This window comes from Rhodococcus sp. BP-316, assembly GCF_019836105.1.
Taxonomy (GTDB): domain Bacteria; phylum Actinomycetota; class Actinomycetes; order Mycobacteriales; family Mycobacteriaceae; genus Rhodococcoides.
The window spans coordinates 334,395-359,301 of record NZ_JABUEE010000001.1; the positions used below are offsets into that span (position 1 = coordinate 334,395).

Consider the following 24,907-nt stretch of genomic DNA (forward strand, 5'->3'; position numbering starts at 1 on the left):
GGAGTCAGTCCTTCCACGCGGCGGCGAGCAACGCGCGAGTGTCTCGGAGGAGTTGCGGCATGACCTTCGCACCGCCGATGACAGTGATGAAGTTGGCGTCACCGCCCCACCGCGGGACGACGTGCTGGTGCAGGTGCTCGGCGAGCGAACCGCCTGCGGGCGCACCTAGATTGAGCCCGACGTTGAACCCGTGCGGGCGTGAGACCCGCTTCATCGTGCGGATCGCGTGCTGCGTGAACCGCATCAGCTCCACGCTCTCCTCGTCCGTGAGGTCCTCGAGGTCGGCCACCTTGCGGTACGGCACCACCATCAGGTGACCCGGGTTGTACGGGTAGAGATTCAGCACCGCGTACACGTGCTCTCCGCGCGCGACGATGAGCCCGTCCTCGTCCTCCAGCGTGGGAATCTGGGTGAACGGCTCCGACGCCATCTTGTCGTCGACCTTCGGAGCCGTCGCGATGTAGGACATCCGGTGCGGCGACCAGAGCCGCTGAAGGCGGTCCTCGTCACCCGTCCCGGTGTCCACGATGGCTCCCGCGTCGGCGGTGGCGTCGTCCTCGCTCATGCTCCGTCACTCCCGCCGGGGATGGTGTCGAAGGTGTCCGCCGTCGGGGACTCGTTGCGGCGCTGCGCCACCCAGGAGGCGACCGCCGTGACCGCGTCGTCGACGGGGACACCGTTGATCTGGGTGCCGTCGCGGAAGCGGAAGCTCACCGCACCGGCATCCGCGTCGTTCTGCCCGGCCAGCAGCATGAACGGCACCTTCTGCGTGGTGTGGTTGCGGATCTTCTTCTGCATGCGGTCGTCACTGGCGTCGACCTCGGCGCGGATGCCCGCCTTCCGCAGCGCAGCGATCACACCGAAGAGGTGGTCCGCGTATGCCTCGGCGACGGGGATGCCCACCACCTGCACGGGGGCGAGCCACGCCGGGAAGGCACCCGCGTAATGCTCGGTCAGCACACCGAAGAAGCGTTCGATGGAACCGAACAGTGCGCGGTGGATCATGACGGGGCGCGTCTTCACACCGTCGCTACCGGTGTACTCGAGGCCGAAACGATCGGGAAGGTTGAAGTCGAGCTGAATGGTCGACATCTGCCATGTCCGGCCGAGCGCGTCCTTCGCCTGCACCGAGATCTTGGGTCCGTAGAACGCGGCGCCGCCCGGATCGGGAACGAGGTGCAGCCCGGAGGCAGCGGCGACCTCGGCGAGGGTGGCGGTGGCCTCCTCCCACACCTCGTCGGAGCCGACGGACTTGTCGGGGTTACGGGTGGAGAGCTCGAGATAGAAGTCGTCGAGGCCGTAGTCCTTCAAGAGTCCGAGCACGAAGTTCAGCGTGTTCGTGAGCTCCTCGTGCATCTGCTCGCGAGTGCAGTAGATATGAGCGTCGTCCTGCGTCATACCGCGCACACGGGTCAGACCATGGATGACGCCCGACTTCTCGTAGCGGTAGACCGACCCGAACTCGAACAGCCGCAACGGAAGTTCGCGGTACGAGCGGCCGCGGGAGTCGAAGATCAGGTTGTGCATCGGGCAGTTCATCGGCTTCAGGTAGTAGTCCTGGCCGGGCTTGCGCACCGTGCCGTCCTCGGCGAGTTCCGCGTCGAGATGCATCGCGGGGAACATGCCGTCCTTGTACCAGTCGAGGTGACCGGAGACCTCGTACAGCGTGCTCTTGGTGATGTGCGGTGAGTAGACGAACTCGTAGCCCTGCTCGACATGGCGCTGGCGCGAGTAATCCTCGAGCTCCTTGCGCACGATGCCACCCTTGGGGTGGAAGACCGGCAGGCCGGATCCCAACTCGTCGGGGAAGCTGAACAGGTCGAGCTCCGACCCCAGCTTGCGGTGATCGCGACGCTCGGCCTCCGCGAGGAGCTCGAGGTACGCGTCGAGCGCCTCCTGCGACTCCCAGGCGGTGCCGTACACGCGCTGTAGATCGGCCTTCGACTGATCGCCGCGCCAGTACGCGGCCGAGCTGCGGGTGAGCTTGAACGCCGGTATGTACTTGGTGGTGGGCACGTGCGGTCCGCGGCACAGATCGCCCCACTCGCGATCGCCGGTCCGCGGGTTCAGGTTGTCGTAGGCGGTGAGCTCTCCCCCGCCCACCTCCATGACCTCGGGATCGTCGACCGAGCCCTTGTCGTCGACGAGTTCGAGCTTGTACGGCTCGTCGGCCAGCTCGGCCTTGGCGGCGTCGAGGGAGTCGTAGACGCGCCGCGAGAACCGCTGACCACTCTTGATGATCTGCTTCATCTTCTTCTCGAGCTTGGTCAGGTCCTCCGGCGTGAACGGGTTCTCCACGTCGAAGTCGTAGTAGAAGCCGTTCTCGATGGGCGGGCCGATGCCCAGCTTCGCGTTCGGGAACATCTCCTGCACCGCCTGGGCCAGCACGTGCGCGGCCGAGTGGCGGATGACGCTACGGCCGTCCTCGCTGTCGGCGCGCACGGGCTCGACCTCGGTGTCCGCCTCGGGCGCCCACGACAGGTCGCGGAGTCGACCCTCCTCGTCCCGGACCACCACGATGGCGTCCGGCCCCTTGTTGGGAAGGCCGGTGTCGCGCAGCGCCGTTCCGGCGGTCGTCCCTGCGGCCACGCTGATGCGAGGTGCGAGGACAGCGGAATCGGGCATGCTCACGGTGATGCGCTCCTACGGACGTGGGTCGGTGCCGCCCGGGTGGGGCGGCGGCGACAGGTGTGGGTCGGGTGTCGAGCACAGCGTATCGGCATCGGGGACGCGGCAGACACCTCGCCCGAACGCCTGGCGCGTCAGAGAAGCGCCGACCACCGTCGGGCTCTGTCCTCGGGGGTGCGACGCGGACAGCTGACGCACATGTCGACCCCGGCCTCGAAGACCAGACAGCACGATCCACGACGGACGACACGGCGCGAGTGCGCATCCGGCGCACTCGCAGTCGCCGGTGTGACGATCGCGTCCGCCGTCACGTCCACGAAACGCGGTTCGGGGAACCGATGCGTCCGAGCCTGCGACGTGAGGAGCCGCGCCATCGCGGTGGCGTCGGCCACGCGTCCGAGTGCGGAGGCCACGTCGAGCACCCGGTTGGCCACGGAGTCCGAGGCGATCGCCCACAGGCTCGGTGCGGACAGCCCCGGCACGCGCTGTGCGAGCCCCCCGACCAGGCGCTCGACCAGGTCCGCCACGACTGTGCCCGCCGACGTCGCCACCGTGGGCGACATCAGTGCGGCAACGGTCCCGGTGTCGCCGATGGCCACCACCGCATCGGGAGCCGTCGGGTCGACGCAGTGCCCGGTGACGAGCATCTGAGCGCCGAGGACCAGTGCGAGCGTCGAGCTGGAGCCGTACCACCACAGCGTCGCGCACGTGGTGTCCGAGACGTCGGGCCACCGCGCGGCGGACCGAGCCAGTGCGACGTCCAGCAGCGCTGGATCGGGGATGTCCCAGCCGTCCCCGGGCGGGACCACCATGAGGTTCGCGGTCCACGGCAGCGCCTTCGCGGTGCGCGTGACGACGTCCGCGGCGGTCAGAGTGGGCTCTGCAGCCACGCCCAGTCCAGGCCCACCCAACCGGCGACCAGCTCGAGGGCGCCGAGCAGCCACAGCGTGGCGAGCACGACCACGGTGGTCAACAGTGCGCCGAGTCCCTTGACGACGATGTTCTGCCGACCGAACCACTCCATGAACGTGTCGTACCGGGCCCGCACCCAGTGCAGGACGGTCTTGGCCCACGCGAACTCCGAGGCGAGGATGCCGAGACCGGCGAAGACGATGAGCCATCCGGGACCGGGATACGGGATGGCGACGATGCCGAGGGCGAGGACGACGGTTCCCACCGCGGCCACCGCGATGCGGTACGCACGATCCACGGTCGGGCGCGAGGCGATGCCGTCACGCCACTCGCGGTACCGGCTGCGCTCCTCGCGCCCGCGGCTGCCGCGCTCACGCGATCCGGAGTCCGTCACCGCGGACGGGTCGGCAGTCGCTGCGCGCTCTGCGGGGGCGACCCTGTCTGCGGGGGCCTTGTCGGTACTCACCAGGTCACCATACCCGGGGACACCGACCTCGGAACGGCGAAAGGCCCCCGCTGCAGCGAGGGCCTGTCGTCTTCTCTGTGGTCCCGGCTGGGATCGAACCAGCGACCTTCCCGGTGTGAACGGGACGCTCTTCCACTGAGCCACGGGACCGGGCCGCGTGCGAGCACGCCGTCCGAACGAGGGGAAACGTTAACACGTCCCCGAGGGTGCTCCCAACACGGACCCCGACCCGCGCCGGCCACCGCTGCGGCCGACCGACCCTGCGGCGGTCGTGACAGGAGTGACGGCAGGGAAACACGGTGTGAACAGCGGATTTGTGACTTCCGGCCGACGTGGGCTAATGTTTCGAACCGCACCACGGAGGCGGAAACGCCACCGAGGAGTGTGCGGACGTGGCGCAGCTGGTAGCGCACAACCTTGCCAAGGTTGGGGTCGCGGGTTCGAATCCCGTCGTCCGCTCGAGGGTATCGAGTCCCCCGGTTCTCACGAGCCGGGGTTCTCGTCACCACGGTGGAGTGGCCGAGTGGTGAGGCAACGGCCTGCAAAGCCGTGCACACGGGTTCGATTCCCGTCTCCACCTCGTCACCCGTCACCGGGTCCCGCGCGATTAGCTCAGCGGGAGAGCGCTTCCCTGACACGGAAGAGGTCACTGGTTCAATCCCAGTATCGCGCACCACCACACGAAGGCCCCCGTCCTCGGACGGGGGCCTTCGTGCATTCCGCCTCATCCCACTCGGTACCGCTCGAACAGCTCGTCGAGGTGCCGCGTCGTCGTCTCGTCGTCGACGTAGTCCACCTCGTCGCGCGTCGTCACGTGCACGTGATCGTGGGCGTACTGGATCCACTCGAAATCCGCCACCAGCTGATCGCTGCCGTACGCGCCCGCCTCGTCGACGGCCTTCTGAACCGCTGCCTTGACCCGGTCCACGCGACCCGTGAAGTACTGCACCGTCATCTGTTCGCTCATGTCGATCCTCTCGTCGTCGCCACGCTGCGGCGTCGTGACCCCGCGCCATCGTTCGTCGTTCATCCTCCGCCTACCCGATCGTCCGGTGTCGTGAACGACACGTCTCCGCCGTCGGGAGTGAGAAGACACAACGGCCATCGCCCGCCGATCACCCGAATCGCCGTGTGCGTCCGGCGCAGGGTGATTGACTTACCTCATGCCTACCTGGGGTTGGTTCGTCGTGGCTCTCGTGGTCATCGATCTCGCCGTCGTCGTCACCTGGTTCGCGCTGCGACACCGCACCGCCGCCGCACGGACGGAGACCGTCGACCGTCATCCCGTCGACGCCGAGACGCACACCGCCGTGGCCGCTCTGGTGCACGCGCGCAAGCCGGCGCAGGCGATGTCGCTGCTGCGCGATCGCACGGGAATGCCTCTGCGACAAGCGAAGAACGTGGTGGACGCCGTGGAGGCGACGGACCGCCCCCACGCCGCCCACCCTCGATCGGCCTGACGGGTGGCGACACAGCCCACGAGACGCGCCACGCACGCCGACGTGCCGGCCCTCGCCGATCTGGCGGGACGGACCTTCCCCCTGGCGTGTCCACCCGGAACGCTGCAGAAGGACATCGACCATTTCGTGGCGACCGTGCTGTCGGAGTCGGCGTTCCGCACCTACCTCGACGACGACGAGCGCATCGTGCGGGTCGCTCCGCGGGGCACGGCACTGGTCGGGTACACGATGCTGATCCTGTCGGCGTCGACCGACCCGGACGTGTCGAGCGCCCTCACGGCCACGGACGCCGTGGAGGTGAGCAAGATGTACAGCGACCCCGCCGCCCACGGCACGGGAGTTGCTGCAGCACTGATGGAGTCGGCCGCGGACGAGGCTCGACGGCTCGGACGCAGCGCGCTGTGGCTCGGAGTGAACCAGCAGAACGCCCGCGCGCTGGCGTTCTATCGGCGCAGCGGTTTCCGGCAGCTGGGAGAGAAGCGTTTCGCGCTGGGAGCCGTGCTGCACGAGGACTTCGTCATGCAGCGCGACCTCACCTGACGCCGACTCGGACGGTAGCGACTCAGACGGAGGCGAAGCGCGAGAGCGCCAGCAGACGCGACGTCGCGCGCAGGTACTTCTTCCGGTATCCGCCCTGGAGCATCTCCTCGGTGAAGAGCTCGTCGAGCTTCGCACCCGACACGGTGACCGGCGTACCCGCGTCGTACAGGCGGTCGGCCAGCACGACGAGGCGCAGCGCCACGGACTGGTCGGGTGCCGCGTGGACGTTCTCGATGAAGACGGCCGTGACACCCTCGATCAACTTCCCGTAGCGCGACGGGTGCAGGGTGCTCAGATGCTTCACCAGCGCGTCGAAGTCGTCGAGCGTCGATCCCTCGACGGCCGCCGCGGCGGCTTCGATCTGGTCCGCGCCGATCGGGTCCGGAGCCGGGGGCAGGTCGCGGTGCCGGTAGTCGGGACCGTCGACACGAATGGACTCGAAGATCGAGCCGAGCTTCTTGATCTCTCGCAGGAAGTCCTGAGCGGCGAAGCGACCCTCGCCCAACTGGCCGGGCAGCGTGTTGGACGTCGCGACGATGGAGACGCCCTTGGCGGCCAACTCGGTGAGCAACCGAGACACCAGCATCGTGTCGCCCGGATCGTCGAGCTCGAACTCGTCGATGCACAGCACGCTGTGACCGGACAGCTCGTCGAGCGCCTTCGTGAATCCGAGAGCTCCGACGACGTGCGTCAACTCGACGAAGGTGCCGAACGCCTTGGGCTCCGGCGACGCGTGGAAGATCGACGCCAGCAGGTGGGTCTTGCCGACGCCGAACCCACCGTCGAGGTACAGACCTGCGCCGGAGGCCGGCGTCTTCTTGCCGAACAGACCGCGCTTCCCGCCCGACCGGATCTTCGCGACCTTGCCGGCGAACTCCTCCGCCTTGCGCACGGCCTCGGCCTGCGTCGGCTCGTTCGGGTCCGGGATGTAGGACGCGAAACTCACGTCGTCGAACATCGCCGGCGGCACCATCTGGGCGATCAGCTGGTCGGCGGGCACCACGGGATCGCGGTCGACGAGGCGTTGTGGCATGGGACGAGGTTAACGACGTGGTGTGATGGCTTTTGTGCAGCGTATCGATAATGGGACCTACCTCACAGTGACCGACGACGATCTCACCGATCTCTACGCGTATCCGGCCGAGCTCCACTCCCCCTGGATCCGCGTCAACTTCGTGGCGGGCATCGACGGTGCGGTGTCGCAGGACGGGGTGTCCGGTGGACTGGGGACCCCTGCTGACAAGGCGGTCTTCGGCGAGCTCCGCTCGCTCGCCGACGCCGTCCTGGTGGGTTCGGGCACCGTCACGGCAGAGAACTACGGAGGTGTCGAGGTGTCCGACGCGGTGCGCGCCGCGCGCACCGCGCGGGGTCAGAGCGAGGTCCCTCCGATCGTCGTGGTGACCGGCTCCGCGAGCGTCGATCCCGAGTCGACGGTGTTGACGGGCGCGGAGGTGCCGCCGATCGTGCTGACCACCTCGCACGCGCCCGAGGACAGGGTGCAGGCACTGCGCGACGCCGGGCTCACCGTCGTCCGCGCCGACGGCGACCTCACCGGCGACGTCGTGGTCGCGCTGCTGCAGGACCTCGGCCTGCAGCGAGTGCTGTGCGAGGGCGGGCCCGGACTCTTCGGGTCGCTTCTCGCCGCGGATGTCGTCGACGAGGTCTGCGTGACCACCTCGCCCACCCTCAGCGCCGGGACCTCGGGCCGGATGGCGACGTCCGATGCCGCCGTCGACCGCCCGATGACCCCGGGCCACATTTTGCTCGACGACGACGGGACCATCCTGGTGCGCTGGGTACGTGCGCGCGAGATGGCACGCTGAACGTATGCAGATGTCGAGGTTCGGGTCACGGCTCGCCGCCCTGACGGCCGTCGTCGTGGTCGCCGCCGCGTGCGGGGCCGGACCGTCGACCCGTCCGGACGTGGCGATCGAGGGTGGATCGGCCGGGTCCGACGACGGGCCCGCGACGACCGAACCCACCGACGAGGGGCCACTTCCTCTCGAGGCACCGGTCACCGACCTGAACTGGACCGACTGCACGGCCCGCACCACCGCTGCCCGCGGGGTCACGGCCGCGCCGGGAGTGCTGGTGGACTGCGCGACGTTCCCCGCTCCCATCGACCGCACCGTCGCCTCGGACGGCACGTTCGAACTCTCCGCGGTCCGCGTGCGCACGGCCGCCACGCCGGCGGACGCGGCGCCGCTGGTCTACACGTCCGGCACCGATCGACCGTCGTCCGCGGACATGGCGGCGCTCGCCGCGCAGCCGGACACCGCGCTCCTCGACGCCCACCCGATCGTCGGTGTCGATCGGCGGGGAATCGGCAACTCCGCGCCGTTCGACTGCTACTCGGGTGCCACGTCCACCCGCGACGCGCTGACCGACCTCGGGCAGTACTCACCCGGCACCGACGCGGCGGACAAGGTCGCGACCCTCGCCCGCGACGCGACGATCGCGTGTACCGACTTCCTACTTCCCGAGGCACTCATCTTCGGGGTCACCAACAGCGCCGACGATCTCGAGGCGCTCCGGGAGGCGTGGGGAGTGCGTGCCCTGTCGCTCCTGGGATCGGGCAACGGCGCCCTCGTCGCGCTCGGGTACGCGGCCGCGTACGGCGACCACGTCGCCCGTCTCGTGCTCGATTCCCCCACGAGCGTCATCACCGACGCCGTCACCAGCGCCGAGCAGACCGTGCGCGGGGAGGAGGCCGCCCTGACGGCGTTCGCCACCCGATGCGCCGCCGTCGGATGCTCGCTCGGGGCGGATCCGCGCTCACAGGTGGTGGAGTTGTTCCGCCGCGCCGACGCCGGTGATCTCGCACCGCTGTCCGGTGCCACCGTTCGACAGGCAGTCGTCCACCTGCTGGCGTATCCGTCCACCGGCGACGGCGCAGCGCGGGTGCGCTCCACGTCGGACACGGTGGCAGGTGCGCTCGCCGGGAACACCACCGCACTCGACGACGCGGTCGACGAGGTGCGTGCTCTGACCGAGACCGACGGTCATTTCGTGAGCCGCTGCACCGACGGCCAGCAGTGGCCCGCGCCCGACCGGGTCCGGGAGCTGCAGACGTCGTGGTCGGGCCAGTATCCGGCCTTCGGTGCGACGGCGGCGTTGAACCTGCTCACCTGCTCGGCGTGGCCGGCGACCACCCCGCCGCCCGTCCCCTCCACCCTGGGGCTCCCGGTCCTGGTGCTCAGCGGGAACGCCGACGCCGTCACCGGTACGGAGCCGCTTCCGGCGGTCACGGGAGCGTTGGGCGCGGCCGGCGCGGCCACCACGACGATCACCTGGGACGGCATCGGACACCCCGTGTCGGTGGGCTCGGGGTGCGGGCGCGCGGCCGTCGCGGCGTACCTCGAAACGGGCGACGTGCCGGAAGGCGGTAATGCGTGTCCGGCCTAGTTGCCGGGGTACCGTCTCCGGGTGTCGTTCCGTCATCTCGAACCGCGAACTGGTGAGACCACCGCGCAGGTGATCCGTTTCGCGTTGTGGCCCATCGCCATCCTGACGGTCCTCAATCGCGTGATCGTCAAGGCCGTCAACGGCAACATCACCGACGATTTCCGCCCGGTCTACAACGCCGCGTTGGCATTTCTGAACCGGCGCGAGGTCTACACGGCGAACTTCGACTCGGTCGACCCGCACTATCTCTATCCGCCGAGCGGGACGCTGATCATCGCGCCGCTGGCCGTGCTGGACCCCGAGCGCTCGCGCTGGTTGTTCATCGGGGTCAACGCCGTCGCCGTGATCGTCGCGCTCTACCTGCTACTGCGCATGTTCCAGCTCGGCCTGTCGTCGGTGGCCGCACCGGTGGTGCTGCTCGCCGCGTTCTCCACCGAGACCGTCACCAACACACTGATCTTCACCAACATCAACGGCCTGATCCTGCTCGGCGAGGTGCTGTTCATGATGCTGCTGCTGAGGCGGCACCCGTACTGGTCCGGCGCTGCCATCGGCCTGACCATCGCCGTCAAACCGACTCTCGCACCGCTGCTTCTGCTGCCGCTCGTCCGCAAGGAGTGGCGCGTCTTCGTCACCGCCGTCGGTATCCCCGTCGTCCTGACGCTGCTCGCCCTCCCGCTGTCGGTCGACCCGATGGCCTTCGTCTCCCACACGGTGCCGTACCTCCTCGAGACGCGGGACTACTTCAACAGCGCGATCGTCGGCAACGGCCTCTACTACGGACTGCCCACCGCGCTGGTGCTCGCGCTCCGCGCCGTGTTCGCCGTGATGGTGCTCGTGTCCCTGTGGCTGCTGTGGAAGTACTACCGCCACGACGAGCTGTTCTTCGTGACCACCGCGGGTGGGCTGCTGCTGGTCGCATCGTTCCTGCTCGCGTCGCTCGGCCAGATGTACTACTCGATGATGCTGTTCCCGCTGATCATGTCGGTGGTGCTGCGCAACTCGGTGATGCGCAACTGGCCGGCGTGGCTCGCCGTGTACGGGTTCCTCAGCTACGACAGCTGGCTCGTCGGCCGCTTCCCGGAGTTCGGGCGCTCCATCGAGTACCTCCGCACGACGTGGGGTTGGTCGCTGATCATCGTCGTGATCTTCGCCGTGCTCGTCGGTCGCTATCTCACCGCGCGCCGCGAGGGCCGGCTGGACGGCGGCATCGATCCGGCGTTCCTGCTCGACGAGAACACGACCTCACCGAAGCCTGTACCTGCGACGACAGCGGGAACCGCGGCCACGCATTAGCGTGGAGGCATGAGTTCCGCACCAGAGAAGAAGCCCACGTTCGAGCTGTCCGACGACGAGTGGCGTACCAAGCTCACCGCAGCCGAGTACGCAGTGCTGCGCAAGGCCGGCACCGAGCGGCCGTTCGTCGGCGAGTACACCGACACCACCACCGAGGGCGTCTACAAGTGCCGCGCCTGTGACGCCGAACTGTTCCGCAGCACCGAGAAGTTCGAGTCCCACTGCGGGTGGCCGTCCTTCTTCGATCCCAAGGACACCGACGCCGTGATCCTGAAGGTCGACCGGTCGATGGGCATGAAGCGCACCGAGGTCCTGTGCAGCAACTGCCACAGTCACCTCGGCCACGTCTTCGAGGGCGAGGGGTACCCCACCCCGACCGATCAGCGGTACTGCATCAACTCGATCTCGCTCACGCTGGAGCCGAAGGGCTGAGTGAGCCGTAGTACCCACACTGGGACGGGTGGTAGTCGTCGAAGGACGGCGACCACCCTTCCGTGTGTGTGGAGACCAGCATGTCGAGGTAGTACTCCCATCCCGGGCCGATGTCCTCGAGGCCGCCCGTCGTCGTCAGGTGGTGCCGGAACATCAGCGTGGTCCCGTCTCCCGTGGTCCTGAGCGTCACGTCGAACGTCCATCCGTCGGACTCCAGTGCGAGATACCTCGGCGCGTCACACGCCAGGATCGTCAGGTCGGAGGCAGGTGCGTTCTCCTCGAACCCCATCGTCACCCGCACGGTGCTGCCGGCTCCCGGCGTTCCCTCCCAGCTGCCGTACCACCGCGCGGTGCGCTCACTGACGGTGAGACTGTCCCAGACGTCGTCGATCGGTACGTCCAGGACGCGCTCCAGCACGAGATCGACACCCGTCTCGGCGCGCTCGAGTAGGCCGGTGGGTTCCGGGTGGGACGTCATCGGCGCATCGTACTGCGCTCGTCCTGCACACAGGCCGGGTCCGCAGGGCCGGATGTGGCGCCCCGACAGAGGTTCTGTGCAGAACGGCTCGCCGCCGCTAGTGTCGGCTCCATGCGTACCTTCACGTCCGCGGACGACATCGTGTCCGCCCTCGGCGAGACCATCGGCACCAGCGACTGGCTGGAGATCACGCAGGAGCGCGTGAACCAGTTCGCCGACGCCACCGGCGACCACCAGTGGATCCACGTGGATCCCGAGCGCGCCGCGAAGGAGAGCCCCTTCGGTGGTCCCGTCGCCCACGGGTACCTCACGCTGTCCCTGCTGCCGGCCCTGTCCTGGCAGACCTACACGGTCGAGAACTCCACGATGGGAGTCAACTACGGCAGCAACAAGGTTCGCTTCGTCAATCCTGTGCTCGTCGGGTCGCGCGTTCGTCTGACGGCCGTCCTCGCCGCAGCAGATCGGCTGGACGGCGGAGCGGTGCAGATGACCGTCGACTCGACCATCGAGATCGAGGGTGCGACGAAGCCCGCGCTGGTCGCCCAGGTCATCAGCCGCGTCTACTTCTGACGCACGTCCCCACGATCGACGAACTCCGGCTGATCGTGCGCGCGGATCGGCGGCAGTTCGCCGGTCCACTTCTGGACGTCCACCAGGACGTGCTGGCCGGTGGACCCCTGCGCGAGCGACGACGTGCCGCGGTCGGCGGTGAGCACGTTCGGGTTGCCGTGCACGCACATCGAGCGCGGGTCCGACGGATCGAGCGGGTCGTACCAGGCGCCGGTCGACAGTTGCACCACGCGCTCGCGCAGGCGATCGTCGACGACGAGCCCCGCGAGGCACGAGCCACGGTCGTTGAACACCCGCACCACGTCGCCGTCGCGGAGTCCGCGCGCTGCGGCGTCCGCGGGATGCATGCGCATCGGTTCCCGGCCCTGAATCTTCGACGCGAGGCTCACGGCCCCGTGATCGAGTTGGCTGTGTAACCGGGTCCGCGGTTGATTCGCGATCAGGTGCAGCGGGAACGCCTGTGCGCGTTCACCGCCCAGCCACTCGTCCGGTGCGTACCACCGTGGGTGTCCCCCGCAGTCGGCGTAGCCGAACGACTCGATGTCGGCCGAGAAGATCTCGATGCGCCCGCTCGGTGTCCGCAAGGGGGCCCGCTCGGGATCGTCGCGAAAATCGGACAGCAGCGTGAGACCGTCCTCGGTGTCCATCCGGAACGTTCCCTCGGTCCAGAACTCGTCGAACACAGGCGGCGTCACCCGCCCCGCATCGGACACGAACCGTCGCCACTGGTCGTAGAGGTGCCGCAGCCAGTCCGCGGACGAGCGACCTTCCGTGAAGTCGTACTCGACGCCGAGCTCTCGCGCGAGCAGCGCGAAGGTGTCGTAGTCGTCGCGGCTGTCGGCGAAGGGCGGGACGGCGGCCTGCATCGCCACGAGCAGCGGGTCGTTGCGGGTGCAGCTCAGGTCGTCGCGTTCGAGGGTCGTCGTCGACGGCACCACGAAGTCGGCGTGCCGTGCCATCGGTGTCCAGTACGGCTCGTGCACCACGATGGTCTCGGGGCGAGCCAGCGCGATGCGCAACCGGCCGATGTCCTGGTGGTGATGGAACGGGTTGCCGCCGGCCCAGTGCAGCAGCCGGATGTCCGGATACGTCGACGCGGTGCCGTCCGCGTCGTACGGCCCACCAGGGTTCAACAGCATGTCCGAGATCGCGGCGACCGGAATCGACGTCGACACACCGTTGATGCCCTGGGGAAGCGTGGGCAGCGGATACGGCACGGGTGCCAGGCCGGGTTCGTTCATCGACCCGTAGCCGTGGCCGAAGCCCGCGCCCGGCACACCGACGCCGCCGAGCATCGCGGCGAGCGTGAGACCCATCCACGGCGCCTGCTCACCGTGGCGGATGCGCTGCAGTGACCAGGTGACGGTGACCAGCGTGGTGGCGCGAGCCATGCGCCGCGCCAGGGCGGTGATGTCCGACGCCGGGACTCCCGTCAGGTTCTGCGCCCACTCCGGTGACTTCGGGACACCGTCGGTCTCGCCGAGCAGGTAGCGCTCGAAGACGTCGTACCCGGTGGTGTACCGCTGCAGGAACGCGGTGTCGTGCAACCCCTCCGAGGCGAGCACGTGTGCCAGCCCCAACATGAGGGCGACGTCCGACCCCGGTACGGGTGCGATCCACTCCGCCGCTCCGTCCGTGTCGTCACGCAGCGGCGAGATCGAGACGATCCGGCCGCCGCGCGCACGGAGGCGATGCAGCGCGTCGCGTGTCGGATGATCGCTGGTGCCACCGTGATTGACCGACGTGTTCTTCAGCGGAACCCCGCCGAACGCGACCAGCAGGTCGGTGTGCTCGGCGATCACGTCCCACGAGGTGGAGCGCGAGAACATCTTCCAGTGCGTCCCCATGACCCGAGGCATGATCGTGCCGGTGGCGCCGAGGGAGTAGCTGCCCACCGACCGCGTGTAGCCACCCAGGGTGTTCAGGAACCGGTGAACCTGACTCTGCGCGTGGTGGAACCGGCCCGCGCTGCCCCACCCGTACGACCCGCCGAAGACGGCCTCGTTGCCGTGCTCGCGCACGACTCGACGGAGCTCGCCGGCGAGCAGGGGGAGGAACTCGTCCCACTCCATCTCGACGAACGCGTCGGCCCCACGCGCGGTGGACGGTCCGGGGCCGTTCTCGAGCCAGCCCCGACGCACCGCCGGTCGACGGATGCGCGAGCGATGGGTCACCGACCCGGGAACGTTGCCCAGGATCGGGGACGGATCGGCGTCGCCCGTCGGCGGACGGACCGCGACCACGTCCCGGCCGTCCGTGTCGGCGGTGTACATGCCGAAGTGGGCCATGTGCTGCACCCCACGGCGCGCGGACGTCACGGCGCCCTACGCGAGCGCGAGACCGTGCGCCGCCACGGCGTCGAGCAGAGCCGACGGTCGTTCGGACGTCGGCAGTGGATCGAGCAGCGCGAAGGACATACCGAGCGCCTGCGCTCCGCCGTCGGCCTCCTCGCTGTCGCCGACCATCAGGCACGAGGCCGGGTCGACGCCCAGAGCGTCCACGGCGGAACGGAAGATCGCGGCATCGGGCTTGACGGCGCCCACCTCGAACGACAGAGCGTAGTGCGCGACGGTGTCGTGCACGCCGAGCAGATCGAACGCCGCGCGCAGATCGAACGCGATGTTGCTGACCACCGCCACGGGAACGCCGCGATCGGCGAGGCCGTGCAGCACTCGCGCCGTGTCGGGGTACGGCGTCCACGAGGACGGGTCGATCACTTTGTCGTACAACGCCTCGGCGTGCTCGACGCGGTGCACACCCGACGCCTTCAGCACTGCCAGGTAGGCGGCCCGGTGCATCGCGGGGTCGAGATCGCGAGCCTCCCAAGCCCGGTGGCCGTCGTCGTCCAGGGTGACCACCGACCCGACGGGCTGGGTCATGCGGCGCATCAACTCGGCCTGGAAATGACCGTCGATCTGCTCGTCGTCGCCGACACGCAGATCGGTGAACCAGCTCTCGTCCTCCTCGAGACGGAACAGCGTGCCGGAGAAGTCGAAGAGCACCGCGGCCGGCGTGGTCACGGTAGTGACTCGACGAGCGCCTCGACCGTCACCCGGGGTCCGCTGAAGAACGGAACTTCCTCCCGCACATGACGTCTGGCCTCGGTCGCACGCAGATCACGCATCAGGTCGACGATGCGGTCCAGCGTCGGAGCCTCGAACGCGAGAATCCACTCGTAGTCGCCCAGGGCGAACGACGGGACGGTGTTGGCGCGCACGTCCTTGTAGCCGCGTGCCGCCTTGCCGTGGTCGGCGAGCATCGTGCGACGCTCCGCGTCGGGCAGCAGGTACCAGTCGAGCGAGCGGACGAACGGGTACACGCAGATGTAGGCGCCCGGCTCCTCGCCGGCGATGAAGGCCGGGACGTGCGACTTGTTGAACTCCGCGGGGCGGTGCAACGCGGCGTTGCTCCAGAACGCATCGCACGCGCGGCCGAGAGCCGTCGACCGACGGAAGCGCGCGTACGCCGCCTGCAGGTCCTCGATCTTCTCCGCGTGCCACCAGATCATGAAGTCGGCGTCGGCGCGCAGTCCGGCCACGTCGTAGATCCCGCGCACCACGACGTCGGTCTCGTCGAGACCGTCGAAGAACGCGCGGGCTTCGGCGAGCACCGCCTCCCGATCCTCACCGAGGGCGCCCGGCCGAGCCGTGAACACCGAGTGCATCGAGTAGCGCAACGTGGAATTGAGTGCTTCGAAATCGAGACGTGCCATGACACCCATCGTGCCACCCGGCCGTCCCGATCGGGCCGTCAGGCCAGCGCCTCCGCCAGCCGGGCCGCCGCCGCGGATGCCGTCGCGACGCACGCGGGAACTCCGACGCCGTGCAGGTACGCGCCCGCGAGTTCGAGTCGGCCCACCGCCGAGGCGGCGTCCTCGACGCGGGCCACGAGGTCGGTGTGGCCGGGGCGGTACTGCGGCAGTCCGCCGTGCCAGCGTTGCACGAACGTCGTCGTCGGCTCCTCGTCCACACCGAGCACCTCACGCAGATCCGTGCGGGCCGCCGACACCAGGTCGACGTCGGGCCGGTCGACGATGTCCGCGTCCCCGAAACGTCCGAAGGAGACCCGCACCAGCTGGCCGCCGCGCTCGGCGAGATGCGGCCACTTGCGGCTCGACAGCGTGAACGCTTTGGCGCGCAACGGAACACCGGAGGAATCGAGCTCCCCCGTGGCGACCAGGACACCCGAGTTCTGCGGTAGTCCCCCGTCCTCGAACCCGAGGGCCACCACTGCCGACGAGGCGAGTTCCACGTCCCCGAGTTCCCGCGCGAGTGCGGGCGCCGTGTCGAGCAGCATCGAGACCGTCTGCGGTGCGGGCGCGGCGAGGACGACGCCGTCCACCACCCCGACGCCGTCGACGTGCCACGCGCCCCGGCCGTCGGACGTCACCCGCCGCACGTCCGCGGCGACGAGTTCGGCACCGGAGGCGGCGAGCAGCGCGTCGAGAAGCACGCCGTAGCCACCGCGCAGTCCGCCGAACACCGGTCCCGGCGACGGCGTCGGGCGCGCTCGCTCGACGGCGTCCACCAGCGACGGGGCACCGACGTCGAGCGCCGCGGCGAGAGTCGGCACCGCGGCGCGGATGCTCGTGGTGACGGCCAGCCCGGAGTAGACGCCGCCCAGCAGCGGGTCGACGCTCCGCGCGGTCACCTGGGAGCCGAAGCGTTTGGACACCAGGTCACCCACCGACGCATCGTCGCCGGGCGTCCACCGCAGCGGCCGGTCACGATCGGTGTCGATGCGGCGGCACGTGGCGTCGTCGACCAGAGTCCGCACCGAGTCGGACGTGGCCGGGATGCCCATCAACGTGCCGGTCGGCAGTCCGTGCAGTGCGCCGCCCGAGCGCAGGAGCGGGCGGGCGGCGGGCGACGGCCGCACGAGCTGGTCGGCGAGTCCGAGCTCGTCGAGCAGAGCGGGAACCTCGGGACGACGCGCGATGAACGCCTCGGCACCGACGTCGACCGGGCCACCCGCCAGGTCCACCGACCGGAGTTTGCCACCGATGCGCGGCGCCTTCTCGACCACCACGATCCGCGCGGCGGGTCCCAGCGACTGCCGCAGCCGGTACGCGGCCACCAGTCCGCTGATGCCCGCTCCGACGACGGCTACCGAGGTCACAGCGAGTGCACCAGCTCCACCACCGACGTCACCACGTCGGGATCGGTGGCGGGCAGGACCCCGTGGCCCAGGTTGAAGATGTGCCCGGTGGCGCCGGCCGCGAGTGCGGCGTCCGCCTCGCCCACGATGCGGGTGACCTCGCGGCGCACCGCGTCGGGGCCCGCGAACAGCACGGCGGGATCGAGATTGCCCTGCAGAGCCTTGCCCGGACCGACCCGACGAGCGGCGACGTCGAGCGGGATCCGCCAGTCGACACCGACGACGTCCGCGCCCGCCTCCCCCATCGCACCGAGCAGCTCGCCCGTCCCGACACCGAAGTGGATGCGCGGCACGCCGGCCGACGCCATGGCCTCGAACACGCGGCTGGAGTGGGGGAACACGAACTCGCGGTACTCGGCGAGTGACAGCGCCCCGGCCCACGAGTCGAAGAGCTGGACCGCGTCGACGCCGGCATCGGCCTGCGCGGTGAGGAAGGCGATGGTCATGTCGGCCAGCGACGAGAGCAATGCGTGCCACGTCTGCGGATCCGAGTGCATGAGCGCCTTGGTGCGCTCGTGGTTACGACTCGGACCGCCTTCGACCAGGTAGGACGCCAGCGTGAACGGTGCGCCCGCGAAGCCGATGAGGGGCACGTCCTTCAACTCGGCCAGGAGCAGGGAGATGGCCTTCGCGACCGGCTCGATCTGCTCCGACTGCAGGACCGGCAACGACTGCACGTCGGCCACGGACCGCACCGGGTTCGCCACGACGGGACCGGTGCCGGCCACGATCTCGAGGTCGACGCCGGCCGCCTTGAGCGGCACGACGATGTCGGAGAACAGGATCGCCGCGTCGACCCCGTGCCGCCGGACCGGCTGCATCGTGATCTCGCAGACCATCTCGGGGTCGAAGCACGAGGCGAGCATGGAGGTGCCCTCCCGCAACTTGCGGTACTCGGGCAGCGACCGACCGGCCTGACGCATGAACCACACGGGCCGACGCGACGGCGTCCGTCCCGTCGCGGCCGCGAGGAAGGGAGCTTCGGGCAGGCTTCGACGCGGACCGACGGCGTCAGGGATGGTGTTCATCGGCGTCCATGCTGCCAGAGACGCACACCTGCCCGGCGCGCCTCCTCCGCTGGGCCGACGGTCGCGGCTAACGTCCGCACACGTGACCACGTCCGAGAGCGCCTCGCAGCCTGCGCCCTTCCGCGCCGCCATCGACGCGATGCACCGGGCGACGGTCCACCCGAGCATCGAGGTCGGGCCGATCCGGCCTCCGCAGCGCCTGGCACCGTTCAGTTACGCACTGGGGGCCGAGGTGCGCCACTCCGAGGCGGAGTCGGTGCCCGAGCAGAGCGAGGGTGACGCGTTCGGGCGTCTCATCCTGTTGTACGACCCGGACGGCGACGAGGCGTGGAACGGCACCATGCGCCTGGTCGCCTACATCCAGGCCGACGTCGACGCGTCGCTGGCGTCGGATCCGCTGCTGCCCGAGGTGGCGTGGAGTTGGCTGGTCGACGCGTTCGAGGCGCGGTCCGAGCCGCTGACGGCGCTGGGCGGCACGGTCACCTCGACGAGTTCGGTGCGGTACGGGGACATCGCCGGCCCGCCGCGTGCCCACCAGCTCGAGCTGCGAGCCTCGTGGACCGCGCTCAGCGAGGAACTGTCGGTGCACGTCGAGGCGTTCGGTGAGGTTCTCGCCTACGCCGCGGGGCTGCCCCCGGCGGGCATCACGGCGCTGGGTGCACGCGCCGACTCGGGCAGCTCCGACGCCTGATCGTCGGACAGCCTAGAGTTCGAACAATGCCCGACACGCCCGACTCGACTCCTGCCTCCTCCGGCGACACCGCCGTCGAGCCGGAGGCGACTCCCCTTCTCGCTCCACGCGAGGGGGTCCCGCCGTTGACGGACACGGCGGACGCGGTGCGAGCGGCCGCGGAACTGCTGGCGTCGGGAACCGGACCGTTGGCCGTCGACGCGGAACGCGCATCGGGTTTCCGATACTCGGCTCGCGCGTATCTGCTGCAGTTCCGTCGCCGGGGTGCGGGCACCGTCCTGCTCGATCCGATTCCGGTGGTCCGCGACGGTGGTGTCGAGGCGCTCGCGGGCTTCGCCGCCGTCGTGAACGACATGGAGTGGGTACTGCACTCCGCCGATCAGGATCTGCCGGGGCTCGCCGAGCTCGGCATGACGCCCGCGTCGCTGTACGACACGGAGCTGGCGGGCCGACTCGCCGGCTTCGACCGTGTCGGTCTGGCGGCCATCGTCGAACGGACGTTGGGCCTGTCGCTGCAGAAGGGTCACGGTGCGGCGGACTGGTCCACCCGACCGTTGCCCGACACCTGGCTCAACTACGCGGCACTCGATGTCGAGGTGCTCGTCGAGTTGCGTGACGCCATGGCCGAGGAGCTCGAGAGCCAGGGCAAGACCGACTGGGCCGCACAGGAATTCGAGTACATTCGCACCGCACCCCCGGCGCCTCCCAAGCCCGACCGCTGGCGCCGCACCTCCGGTATCCACACCATCAAGAACGCGCGGACGCTCGCCGTCGTCCGCGCTCTGTGGACCGCCCGCGACGATCTCGCGCGCCGCCGCGACATCGCGCCGAGCCGCGTCCTGCCGGACTCCGCGATCGTCGCCGCCGCGCAGAGGAACCCCGCCACGGTGTCCGAGCTGAACGCGTTGCCCGTCTTCGGCGGACCTCGTCAGCGTCGCCAGGCGCGCGTGTGGATGGACGCGATCGAGCACGCCCGCGCACTTCCCGACGATGCGCTGCCCCCGGTGACGCAGCCCTTCGTGGGGCCGCCGCCGGTCAGTCGGTGGGCGCGGCGCGATCCGGAGGCCGCCGGGCGTCTGTCCGCCGTCCGCGACGCGATGGCCGCCCTGTCCGCGGATGTCGCGATTCCTGTCGAGAACCTGCTGACTCCCGATCTCGTCCGTCGGATCTGCTGGGACCACCCCGCTCTCGTCGCGGAGTACGGGACGGACGAGGACGTGCTCGTCGACCGTTTCCTCGAGGCGCACGGGTCGCGGCCCTGGCAGCGCGAGGTGGCGGGTCCCGTCGTGGCAGCAGGCCTACGGACCGCCGAGGAGTCGAGGACGGCCGAAGTTACCGGCGAGTAGGCACGGGTTAGAGTGGGCGCGCGAGCCGGGCGTCCGGCCCGTTCCAGCGCCTGCCGGAAGGAACCATGTCTTCTCCGAAATCCGCTCCCGCTCGATCCGCGTCCAGTCGTGGCGTCGCGTTCGTCGACGGTGTTCGTACGCCGTTCGGCAAGGCCGGCCCCAAGGGTATGTACGCGGACACCCGAGCGGACGACCTCGTGGTCAAAGCGATCCGTGAACTGCTCCGCCGCAACCCCGAACTGCCACCCGAGCGCGTCGACGAGGTCGGCATCGCCGCCACGACGCAGACCGGCGACCAGGGACTGACCATCGGCCGCACGTCGGCATTGCTCGCCGGGCTCCCCCGCAGCGTGCCCGGTTTCGCCGTCGACCGGATGTGTGCGGGCGCGATGACCGCGGTGACCACCACCGCGTCGGGCATCGGCTTCGGACAGTACGACGTCGTCATCGCCGGTGGCGTCGAGCACATGGGCCGCCACCCGATGGGCGAGGGTGTCGACCCGAACCCGCGCTTCCTCGCGGACAAGCTCGTCGACCCGAGTGCTCTGGTCATGGGCAACACGGCGGAGAACCTGCACGACCGCTACCCGTCGATCACCAAGGACCGCACTGATGCCTACGCCGTCGCGAGCCAGGAGAAGTACGACGCGGCCAAGAAGTCCGGCCTGATCGCCGAGACACTGGTCCCCGTCGCCACGAAGTCCGCAGCGGGCTGGGGTCTGGCCACCGAGGACGAGCCGCCTCGCCCCGGCACGACGCTCGAGGACCTGGCGAAGCTCAAGACGCCGTTCCGCCCCGCCGGCCGCGTCACCGCAGGCAACGCCGCCGGCCTTAACGACGGTGCGACCGCCGCGATCCTCGCCGGTGAGGACACCGCCGCCGAGCTCGGCCTGAAGGTCGGCATGCGCATGGTGGGCTTCTCCTTCGCCGGCGTCGATCCCGCCGTGATGGGAATCGGTCCCGTCCCCGCCACCGAGAAGTTGCTCGGACGCACCGGCCTGTCGATCGAGGACATAGGCCTTTTCGAGATCAACGAAGCCTTCGCAATCCAGGTTCTGGCGTTCGCCGAGCACTTCGGCATCGCCGACGACGACGCCCGGATCAACCAGTGGGGCGGCGCCATCGCCTGCGGCCATCCCCTCGCGTCCTCGGGCGTTCGACTGATGACCCAGCTCAGCCGGCAGTTCGCCACTCGCCCCGATGTCCGCTACGGCCTCACCACCATGTGCATCGGCCTCGGCATGGGCGGCAGCGTCATCTGGGAAAATCCCGCCTACGACGGAAGCAAGTGATTGCCATGACTTCTGCCTTCTCCGATGAAGTGGTGACCCACGCGTTCACCAGGATCGTCACCGTGCCCGGCCTCGACGGCCCGGTCGCCATCGTCACGCTCGACAACGGCTTCGACCACACCAAGCCGTCCACCTTCGGACCCGCCGGACTCACCGAGCTCGATGCGGCACTGGACGCGGCATACGCGGCGAATCCGGTGGCCGTCGCGGTGACCGGGAAGCCGTTCATCTTCGCCGTCGGCGCGGACCTCAACGGTGTGCCGAACATCTCCGACCGCGCCGTCGCGCTGGAGATCGGCACGTTGGGGCACAAGGTGTTCCGCCGCCTGCGCGAGTCCACGGTGCCCACGTTCGCGTTCGTCAACGGCGCCGCTCTGGGCGGTGGACTCGAGATCGCGCTGCACTGCCACTACCGCACCGTCGCGGACAACGCTGCGGCACTGGGGCTCCCGGAGACATTCCTGGGCCTCGTTCCCGGCTGGGGCGGAACGCAGTTGCTGCCCAACCTGATCGGGCCGGCCAATGCCGTCACCGTGGTGATCGAGAACGCGCTCAACCAGAACCGCATGCTGAAGCCTGCGGACGCGCTGAAGCTGGGCATCGCCGACGAAGTCTTCGGCGGCGCCGATTTCCTCGAGCAGTCCCTGCTGTGGGCCGCGAAGGTCGTTTCCGGGGACGTCACCCCGACCCGCCCCGAGATCGACCGCGGCCAGGGCTGGGACGACGCGATCGCGCGGGCCAAGGCCATCGTCTCCGGCAAGACCGGCGACCACGCACCGGGCCCGGTGCGCGCCGTGCAGCTTCTGGAGCTGGCGAAGTCGACCGACATCACCGACTCCGCGTCGCTCGACACAGCTTTCGCCGCCGAGGACGAGGCGCTGGCCGACCTCCTCATGGCCGACGAACTGCGCGCCGGCCTGTACGCCTTCGATCTGGTGCAGAAGCGTGCCAAGCGGCCCGCCGGAGCGCCCGACAAGTCGCTCGCCCGGAAGGTCACCGGCGTCGGCATCGTGGGCGCCGGCCTCATGGCCAGCCAGCTCGCCCTGCTGTTCGTGCGTCAGCTGAAGGTGCCGGTGATCCTCACCGACATCGACCAGGAGCGCATCGACAAGGGCGTCGGCTACGTTCACGCCGAGATCGACAAGCTGCAGGGCAAGAAGCGACTCTCCCCCGACGCGGCGAACCGTCTCAAGGCGTTGGTGTCCGGATCGCTCGACAAGTCCGCATTCGCGACGACCGACTGGGTCATCGAGGCAGTGTTCGAGAACCTCGACGTGAAGAAGAAGGTCTTCGCCGAGCTCGAGGAATTCGTCTCCCCCGAGACGATCCTCGCGACGAACACGTCGTCGCTGTCGATCACCCGCATGGCGGCGGAGCTGAAGCACCCCGAGCGGGTCGTCGGATTCCACTTCTTCAACCCCGTGGCCGTTCTTCCGCTGCTGGAGATCGTCCGCGGCGAGAAGACCGACGATGCCACGCTCGCAACAGCATTCGCGACGGCGAAGTCTCTGAAGAAGTCGGCCGTGCTGATCGCCGACAAGCCCGGCTTCGTCTTCAACCGCTTGCTCACCCGCGCCCTCGGCGAGGTCATGAACGCGATCGACGAGGGCACGCCCTTCGACGTCGCGGACAACGCCATCAGCGAGCTCGGCATGCCGATGAGCCCGCTCACGCTGCTCTCGCTCGTCGGCCCCGCCGTCGCACTGCACACCGGCGAGACCATGGCCGAGTACTACCCGGAGCGGTTCCACGACTCCCCCGGCCTGCAGGCGATGGTCGCGAACAAGAAGTCTGCGGTGTGGACCTACGGCGCCGACGGAGCCAAGACCGTCGACCCCGAGATCGCCGATCTGTGGCCGCAGGGCGACTCACCGTCGACGGCCGAGCAGGTGCTCGATCGCACCCGCCGCGCCTTCGCGGAGGAGATCGACATCATGCTGCAGGAAGGCGTCGTCGCGGCCGCTCAGGACATCGACCTCTGCCTGATCCTCGGCGGCGGCTTCGGGTTCTGGAACGGCGGCATCGTGCCGTACCTCGATCGCACGGGCACCTCCGAGGCCGTCACCGGTCACCGGTTCCTCGACAAGGGTGTCGCCAGCGTGTGATGGGGCTGCGCCCTCGTGCGCCCTTTGCGCATCCCTGGATACGCGAAGGGCGCACGGGGCCGGAGGCCATACATAGGTTAGGCTAACCATGTGAAACGCTCTCGCCTTCTCCCCGCCGTCGCGGCCACCGCCGCGCTCGCCCTCGTCGCCGGATGTTCGTCCGATGCCGACTCCGACGCGCCCGCCGCCGCGTCGGGTGGCGCGTTCCCCGTCACCATCGACCACGCCTTCGGTTCGACCACCATCGACGCCGCACCGGAGCGCATCGTCACGATGGGCTGGAACGCACAGGACATCCTCGGCGCCCTCGACATCACGCCCGTCGGCCAGCCGAAGTACACCTATGGTGCCGACGAGAACGGCGTGATGCCGTGGGCACAGGAGTTCTACGACGCGGACGCCACCACCCTGTACGAGGATCCGGCTGCGGGTGAGCCCGACGTCGAGGCCCTCGCGGCCCTGGCACCCGACCTGGTGCTCGCGCCCTACGAGGGTTTCCCGCAGTCGTACTACGACACGTTGTCCGCTGTCTCGCCCGTCGTCGCCTACCCCGGTGAGGCCTGGCAGACGACGTGGCAGGACCAGACCACGATGATCGGTGAGGCAGTCGGGAAGCCCACGGAGGCACAGGCTCTCATCGACGGTATGGGCCAGCGGCTCGCCTCGGAGGCCGAGGCCAATCCGGAGTTTGCCGGCAAGACCGTCGCGGTGGTGAACCTGGACACGGACGCCGGTCAGGCGAACGTCTACATGCCGTCCGATCCACGCGTGCAGGTTCTCAACGAGATGGGCTTCGTCAACGCCCCCGGCGTCGTGGCACTCGACGAAGCCGACTCCGCGGACACCTTCTTCTCCACCGTGTCACTGGAGAACGTGCAGAGCTTCGACGCCGACGTGATCGTCGCGTTCACTCCGGAGGGCTTCGACCTCACCTCGGTTCCGGCTGTGGCGACGCTGCCCGCGGTCGCCTCCGGATCCGCGGTCGCGCTCAGTGATGAGCAGGTCATCGCCGGTCTGAGCAACGTCAACCCGGTGAGCACCCCGTGGGTACTCGACCGGATCCTCCCGCAGTTGAAGGACGCCGCCACCAAGGCGACGTAG

24 protein-coding genes and 4 tRNA genes are annotated in these 24,907 nt (G+C 69.3%); 15 read left to right on the forward strand and 13 right to left on the reverse strand.

What is annotated here, in order from left to right; all coding sequences use genetic code 11:
* Positions 1 to 4 precede the first annotated feature (4 nt).
* The 5 genes from HQ312_RS01495 to HQ312_RS01515 all read right to left on the reverse strand — a co-directional run bounded on the left by HQ312_RS01495 (position 5) and on the right by HQ312_RS01515 (position 4,156).
* Positions 5 to 565 (reverse strand): HIT domain-containing protein, encoded by a 561-nt coding sequence (locus HQ312_RS01495; RefSeq protein WP_027505217.1) that lies wholly within the window; start codon positions 563 to 565, stop codon positions 5 to 7.
* Positions 562 to 2,625, reverse strand: coding sequence for a threonine--tRNA ligase (gene thrS / locus HQ312_RS01500; RefSeq protein WP_222637802.1), 2,064 nt, complete (start codon positions 2,623 to 2,625; stop codon positions 562 to 564). Before thrS ends, HQ312_RS01495 begins: the two co-directional genes overlap by 4 nt.
* 137 nt (positions 2,626 to 2,762) lie before the next feature.
* Positions 2,763 to 3,518 (reverse strand): (2Fe-2S)-binding protein, encoded by a 756-nt coding sequence (locus HQ312_RS22135; RefSeq protein ID WP_051613208.1) that lies wholly within the window; start codon positions 3,516 to 3,518, stop codon positions 2,763 to 2,765.
* Positions 3,497 to 3,934: a TIGR02611 family protein gene (locus tag HQ312_RS01510; RefSeq protein WP_051613207.1), complete on the reverse strand. Its 438-nt coding sequence runs from the start codon at positions 3,932 to 3,934 to the stop codon at positions 3,497 to 3,499. The genes HQ312_RS22135 and HQ312_RS01510 overlap by 22 nt, the downstream gene beginning before the upstream one ends.
* A gap of 150 nt (positions 3,935 to 4,084) precedes the next feature.
* A tRNA-Val gene (locus HQ312_RS01515) sits at positions 4,085 to 4,156 on the reverse strand.
* 236 nt (positions 4,157 to 4,392) lie between these two features.
* On the opposite strand from HQ312_RS01515, the gene HQ312_RS01520 reads away from it, so the two are divergent.
* The 3 genes from HQ312_RS01520 to HQ312_RS01530 all read left to right on the forward strand — a co-directional run bounded on the left by HQ312_RS01520 (position 4,393) and on the right by HQ312_RS01530 (position 4,682).
* Positions 4,393 to 4,465, forward strand: a tRNA-Gly gene (locus HQ312_RS01520).
* A 50-nt stretch (positions 4,466 to 4,515) separates the two neighbouring features.
* A tRNA-Cys gene (locus tag HQ312_RS01525) sits at positions 4,516 to 4,586 on the forward strand.
* A gap of 21 nt (positions 4,587 to 4,607) precedes the next feature.
* Positions 4,608 to 4,682: transfer RNA gene (locus tag HQ312_RS01530), tRNA-Val, on the forward strand.
* Positions 4,683 to 4,730: 48 nt separating this feature from the next.
* Here HQ312_RS01530 and HQ312_RS01535 read toward each other — a convergent pair.
* Entirely contained in the window at positions 4,731 to 4,973 is a 243-nt protein-coding gene (locus HQ312_RS01535) for a hypothetical protein (protein ID WP_162246765.1), read from the reverse strand.
* Positions 4,974 to 5,169: 196 nt separating this feature from the next.
* On the opposite strand from HQ312_RS01535, the gene HQ312_RS01540 reads away from it, so the two are divergent.
* Entirely contained in the window at positions 5,170 to 5,466 is a 297-nt protein-coding gene (locus HQ312_RS01540; protein ID WP_162246766.1) for a hypothetical protein, read from the forward strand.
* 3 nt (positions 5,467 to 5,469) lie between these two features.
* Positions 5,470 to 6,006, forward strand: coding sequence for a GNAT family N-acetyltransferase (locus HQ312_RS01545; protein WP_222637617.1), 537 nt, complete (start codon positions 5,470 to 5,472; stop codon positions 6,004 to 6,006).
* A 22-nt stretch (positions 6,007 to 6,028) separates the two neighbouring features.
* Here HQ312_RS01545 and zapE read toward each other — a convergent pair whose 3' ends face one another.
* Entirely contained in the window at positions 6,029 to 7,039 is a 1,011-nt protein-coding gene (gene zapE, locus HQ312_RS01550; protein WP_027505213.1) for a cell division protein ZapE, read from the reverse strand.
* A gap of 25 nt (positions 7,040 to 7,064) precedes the next feature.
* Between zapE and HQ312_RS01555 the strand changes: the two genes are divergently transcribed.
* Genes HQ312_RS01555 through msrB form a run of 4 tightly spaced genes read left to right on the forward strand, consistent with a single transcriptional unit; the run spans position 7,065 to position 11,139 of the window.
* Positions 7,065 to 7,829 carry a pyrimidine reductase family protein gene (locus HQ312_RS01555; RefSeq protein WP_222637618.1) on the forward strand — a complete coding sequence of 255 codons (765 nt, stop codon included), beginning with the start codon at positions 7,065 to 7,067 and terminating at the stop codon, positions 7,827 to 7,829.
* Between the two features lie 4 nt (positions 7,830 to 7,833).
* Positions 7,834 to 9,411 (forward strand): alpha/beta hydrolase, encoded by a 1,578-nt coding sequence (locus HQ312_RS01560; protein WP_261781962.1) that lies wholly within the window; start codon positions 7,834 to 7,836, stop codon positions 9,409 to 9,411.
* Positions 9,412 to 9,432: 21 nt separating this feature from the next.
* Positions 9,433 to 10,707: a glycosyltransferase family 87 protein gene (locus tag HQ312_RS01565; RefSeq protein WP_155956979.1), complete on the forward strand. Its 1,275-nt coding sequence runs from the start codon at positions 9,433 to 9,435 to the stop codon at positions 10,705 to 10,707.
* Between the two features lie 9 nt (positions 10,708 to 10,716).
* Complete coding sequence (msrB, locus tag HQ312_RS01570) at positions 10,717 to 11,139, forward strand: peptide-methionine (R)-S-oxide reductase MsrB (protein ID WP_027505209.1); 423 nt, start codon at positions 10,717 to 10,719, stop codon at positions 11,137 to 11,139.
* Here msrB and HQ312_RS01575 read toward each other — a convergent pair.
* A complete protein-coding gene (locus tag HQ312_RS01575; protein ID WP_222637619.1) occupies positions 11,117 to 11,617 on the reverse strand; it encodes an SRPBCC domain-containing protein in 501 nt (166 codons plus the stop codon). The genes msrB and HQ312_RS01575 overlap by 23 nt on opposite strands.
* A gap of 111 nt (positions 11,618 to 11,728) precedes the next feature.
* On the opposite strand from HQ312_RS01575, the gene HQ312_RS01580 reads away from it, so the two are divergent.
* Entirely contained in the window at positions 11,729 to 12,187 is a 459-nt protein-coding gene (locus HQ312_RS01580) for a MaoC family dehydratase (protein ID WP_056444801.1), read from the forward strand.
* On the opposite strand, the gene HQ312_RS01585 is transcribed toward HQ312_RS01580, so the two are convergent.
* Genes HQ312_RS01585 through hemE form a run of 5 tightly spaced genes read right to left on the reverse strand, consistent with a single transcriptional unit; the run spans position 12,178 to position 18,372 of the window.
* Positions 12,178 to 14,475, reverse strand: coding sequence for a molybdopterin-dependent oxidoreductase (locus HQ312_RS01585; protein WP_222637620.1), 2,298 nt, complete (start codon positions 14,473 to 14,475; stop codon positions 12,178 to 12,180). The two genes, HQ312_RS01580 and HQ312_RS01585, sit on opposite strands and share 10 nt — an antisense overlap.
* A gap of 36 nt (positions 14,476 to 14,511) precedes the next feature.
* Positions 14,512 to 15,207, reverse strand: coding sequence for an HAD family hydrolase (locus HQ312_RS01590; RefSeq protein ID WP_222637621.1), 696 nt, complete (start codon positions 15,205 to 15,207; stop codon positions 14,512 to 14,514).
* Positions 15,204 to 15,899, reverse strand: coding sequence for a hydrogen peroxide-dependent heme synthase (gene hemQ / locus HQ312_RS01595; protein WP_027505205.1), 696 nt, complete (start codon positions 15,897 to 15,899; stop codon positions 15,204 to 15,206). Before hemQ ends, HQ312_RS01590 begins: the two co-directional genes overlap by 4 nt.
* 38 nt (positions 15,900 to 15,937) lie before the next feature.
* Positions 15,938 to 17,305 carry a protoporphyrinogen oxidase gene (locus tag HQ312_RS01600; protein WP_222637622.1) on the reverse strand — a complete coding sequence of 456 codons (1,368 nt, stop codon included), beginning with the start codon at positions 17,303 to 17,305 and terminating at the stop codon, positions 15,938 to 15,940.
* On the reverse strand, positions 17,302 to 18,372 hold the full coding sequence (gene hemE, locus HQ312_RS01605; RefSeq protein ID WP_222637623.1) for a uroporphyrinogen decarboxylase: 1,071 nt from the start codon (positions 18,370 to 18,372) through the stop codon (positions 17,302 to 17,304). The genes HQ312_RS01600 and hemE overlap by 4 nt, the downstream gene beginning before the upstream one ends.
* An 82-nt stretch (positions 18,373 to 18,454) precedes the next feature.
* Here hemE and HQ312_RS01610 point away from each other — a divergent pair, with 82 nt between their 5' ends.
* From HQ312_RS01610 to HQ312_RS01630, 5 genes are all read left to right on the forward strand, one after another.
* Positions 18,455 to 19,063, forward strand: coding sequence for a DUF3000 domain-containing protein (locus tag HQ312_RS01610; RefSeq protein ID WP_222637624.1), 609 nt, complete (start codon positions 18,455 to 18,457; stop codon positions 19,061 to 19,063).
* A 26-nt stretch (positions 19,064 to 19,089) separates the two neighbouring features.
* Complete coding sequence (locus HQ312_RS01615) at positions 19,090 to 20,409, forward strand: ribonuclease D (RefSeq protein ID WP_222637625.1); 1,320 nt, start codon at positions 19,090 to 19,092, stop codon at positions 20,407 to 20,409.
* Positions 20,410 to 20,474: 65 nt separating this feature from the next.
* Positions 20,475 to 21,701, forward strand: a complete 1,227-nt coding sequence (locus HQ312_RS01620) for a thiolase family protein (RefSeq protein ID WP_222637626.1) — start codon at positions 20,475 to 20,477, stop codon at positions 21,699 to 21,701.
* Between the two features lie 5 nt (positions 21,702 to 21,706).
* Complete coding sequence (locus HQ312_RS01625; protein WP_261781963.1) at positions 21,707 to 23,806, forward strand: 3-hydroxyacyl-CoA dehydrogenase NAD-binding domain-containing protein; 2,100 nt, start codon at positions 21,707 to 21,709, stop codon at positions 23,804 to 23,806.
* Positions 23,807 to 23,896: 90 nt separating this feature from the next.
* Positions 23,897 to 24,907, forward strand: a complete 1,011-nt coding sequence (locus HQ312_RS01630; RefSeq protein WP_222637628.1) for an iron-siderophore ABC transporter substrate-binding protein — start codon at positions 23,897 to 23,899, stop codon at positions 24,905 to 24,907.

Excerpts from the sequence above, each read along its gene's own strand:
- HQ312_RS01495 (WP_027505217.1), bottom strand. The coding sequence starts at position 565 with ATGAGCGAGGACGACGCCACCGCCGACGCGGGAGCCATCGTGGACACC.
- thrS (WP_222637802.1), bottom strand. The coding sequence starts at position 2,625 with ATGCCCGATTCCGCTGTCCTCGCACCTCGCATCAGCGTGGCCGCAGGG.
- HQ312_RS01535 (WP_162246765.1), bottom strand. The coding sequence starts at position 4,973 with ATGAGCGAACAGATGACGGTGCAGTACTTCACGGGTCGCGTGGACCGG.
- HQ312_RS01540 (WP_162246766.1), top strand. The coding sequence starts at position 5,170 with ATGCCTACCTGGGGTTGGTTCGTCGTGGCTCTCGTGGTCATCGATCTC.
- zapE (WP_027505213.1), bottom strand. The coding sequence starts at position 7,039 with ATGCCACAACGCCTCGTCGACCGCGATCCCGTGGTGCCCGCCGACCAG.
- HQ312_RS01555 (WP_222637618.1), top strand. The coding sequence starts at position 7,065 with ATGGCTTTTGTGCAGCGTATCGATAATGGGACCTACCTCACAGTGACC.
- HQ312_RS01560 (WP_261781962.1), top strand. The coding sequence starts at position 7,834 with ATGCAGATGTCGAGGTTCGGGTCACGGCTCGCCGCCCTGACGGCCGTC.
- msrB (WP_027505209.1), top strand. The coding sequence starts at position 10,717 with ATGAGTTCCGCACCAGAGAAGAAGCCCACGTTCGAGCTGTCCGACGAC.
- HQ312_RS01575 (WP_222637619.1), bottom strand. The coding sequence starts at position 11,617 with ATGACGTCCCACCCGGAACCCACCGGCCTACTCGAGCGCGCCGAGACG.
- HQ312_RS01580 (WP_056444801.1), top strand. The coding sequence starts at position 11,729 with ATGCGTACCTTCACGTCCGCGGACGACATCGTGTCCGCCCTCGGCGAG.
- HQ312_RS01585 (WP_222637620.1), bottom strand. The coding sequence starts at position 14,475 with ATGGCCCACTTCGGCATGTACACCGCCGACACGGACGGCCGGGACGTG.
- hemQ (WP_027505205.1), bottom strand. The coding sequence starts at position 15,899 with ATGGCACGTCTCGATTTCGAAGCACTCAATTCCACGTTGCGCTACTCG.
- hemE (WP_222637623.1), bottom strand. The coding sequence starts at position 18,372 with ATGAACACCATCCCTGACGCCGTCGGTCCGCGTCGAAGCCTGCCCGAA.
- HQ312_RS01615 (WP_222637625.1), top strand. The coding sequence starts at position 19,090 with ATGCCCGACACGCCCGACTCGACTCCTGCCTCCTCCGGCGACACCGCC.
- HQ312_RS01620 (WP_222637626.1), top strand. The coding sequence starts at position 20,475 with ATGTCTTCTCCGAAATCCGCTCCCGCTCGATCCGCGTCCAGTCGTGGC.
- HQ312_RS01625 (WP_261781963.1), top strand. The coding sequence starts at position 21,707 with ATGACTTCTGCCTTCTCCGATGAAGTGGTGACCCACGCGTTCACCAGG.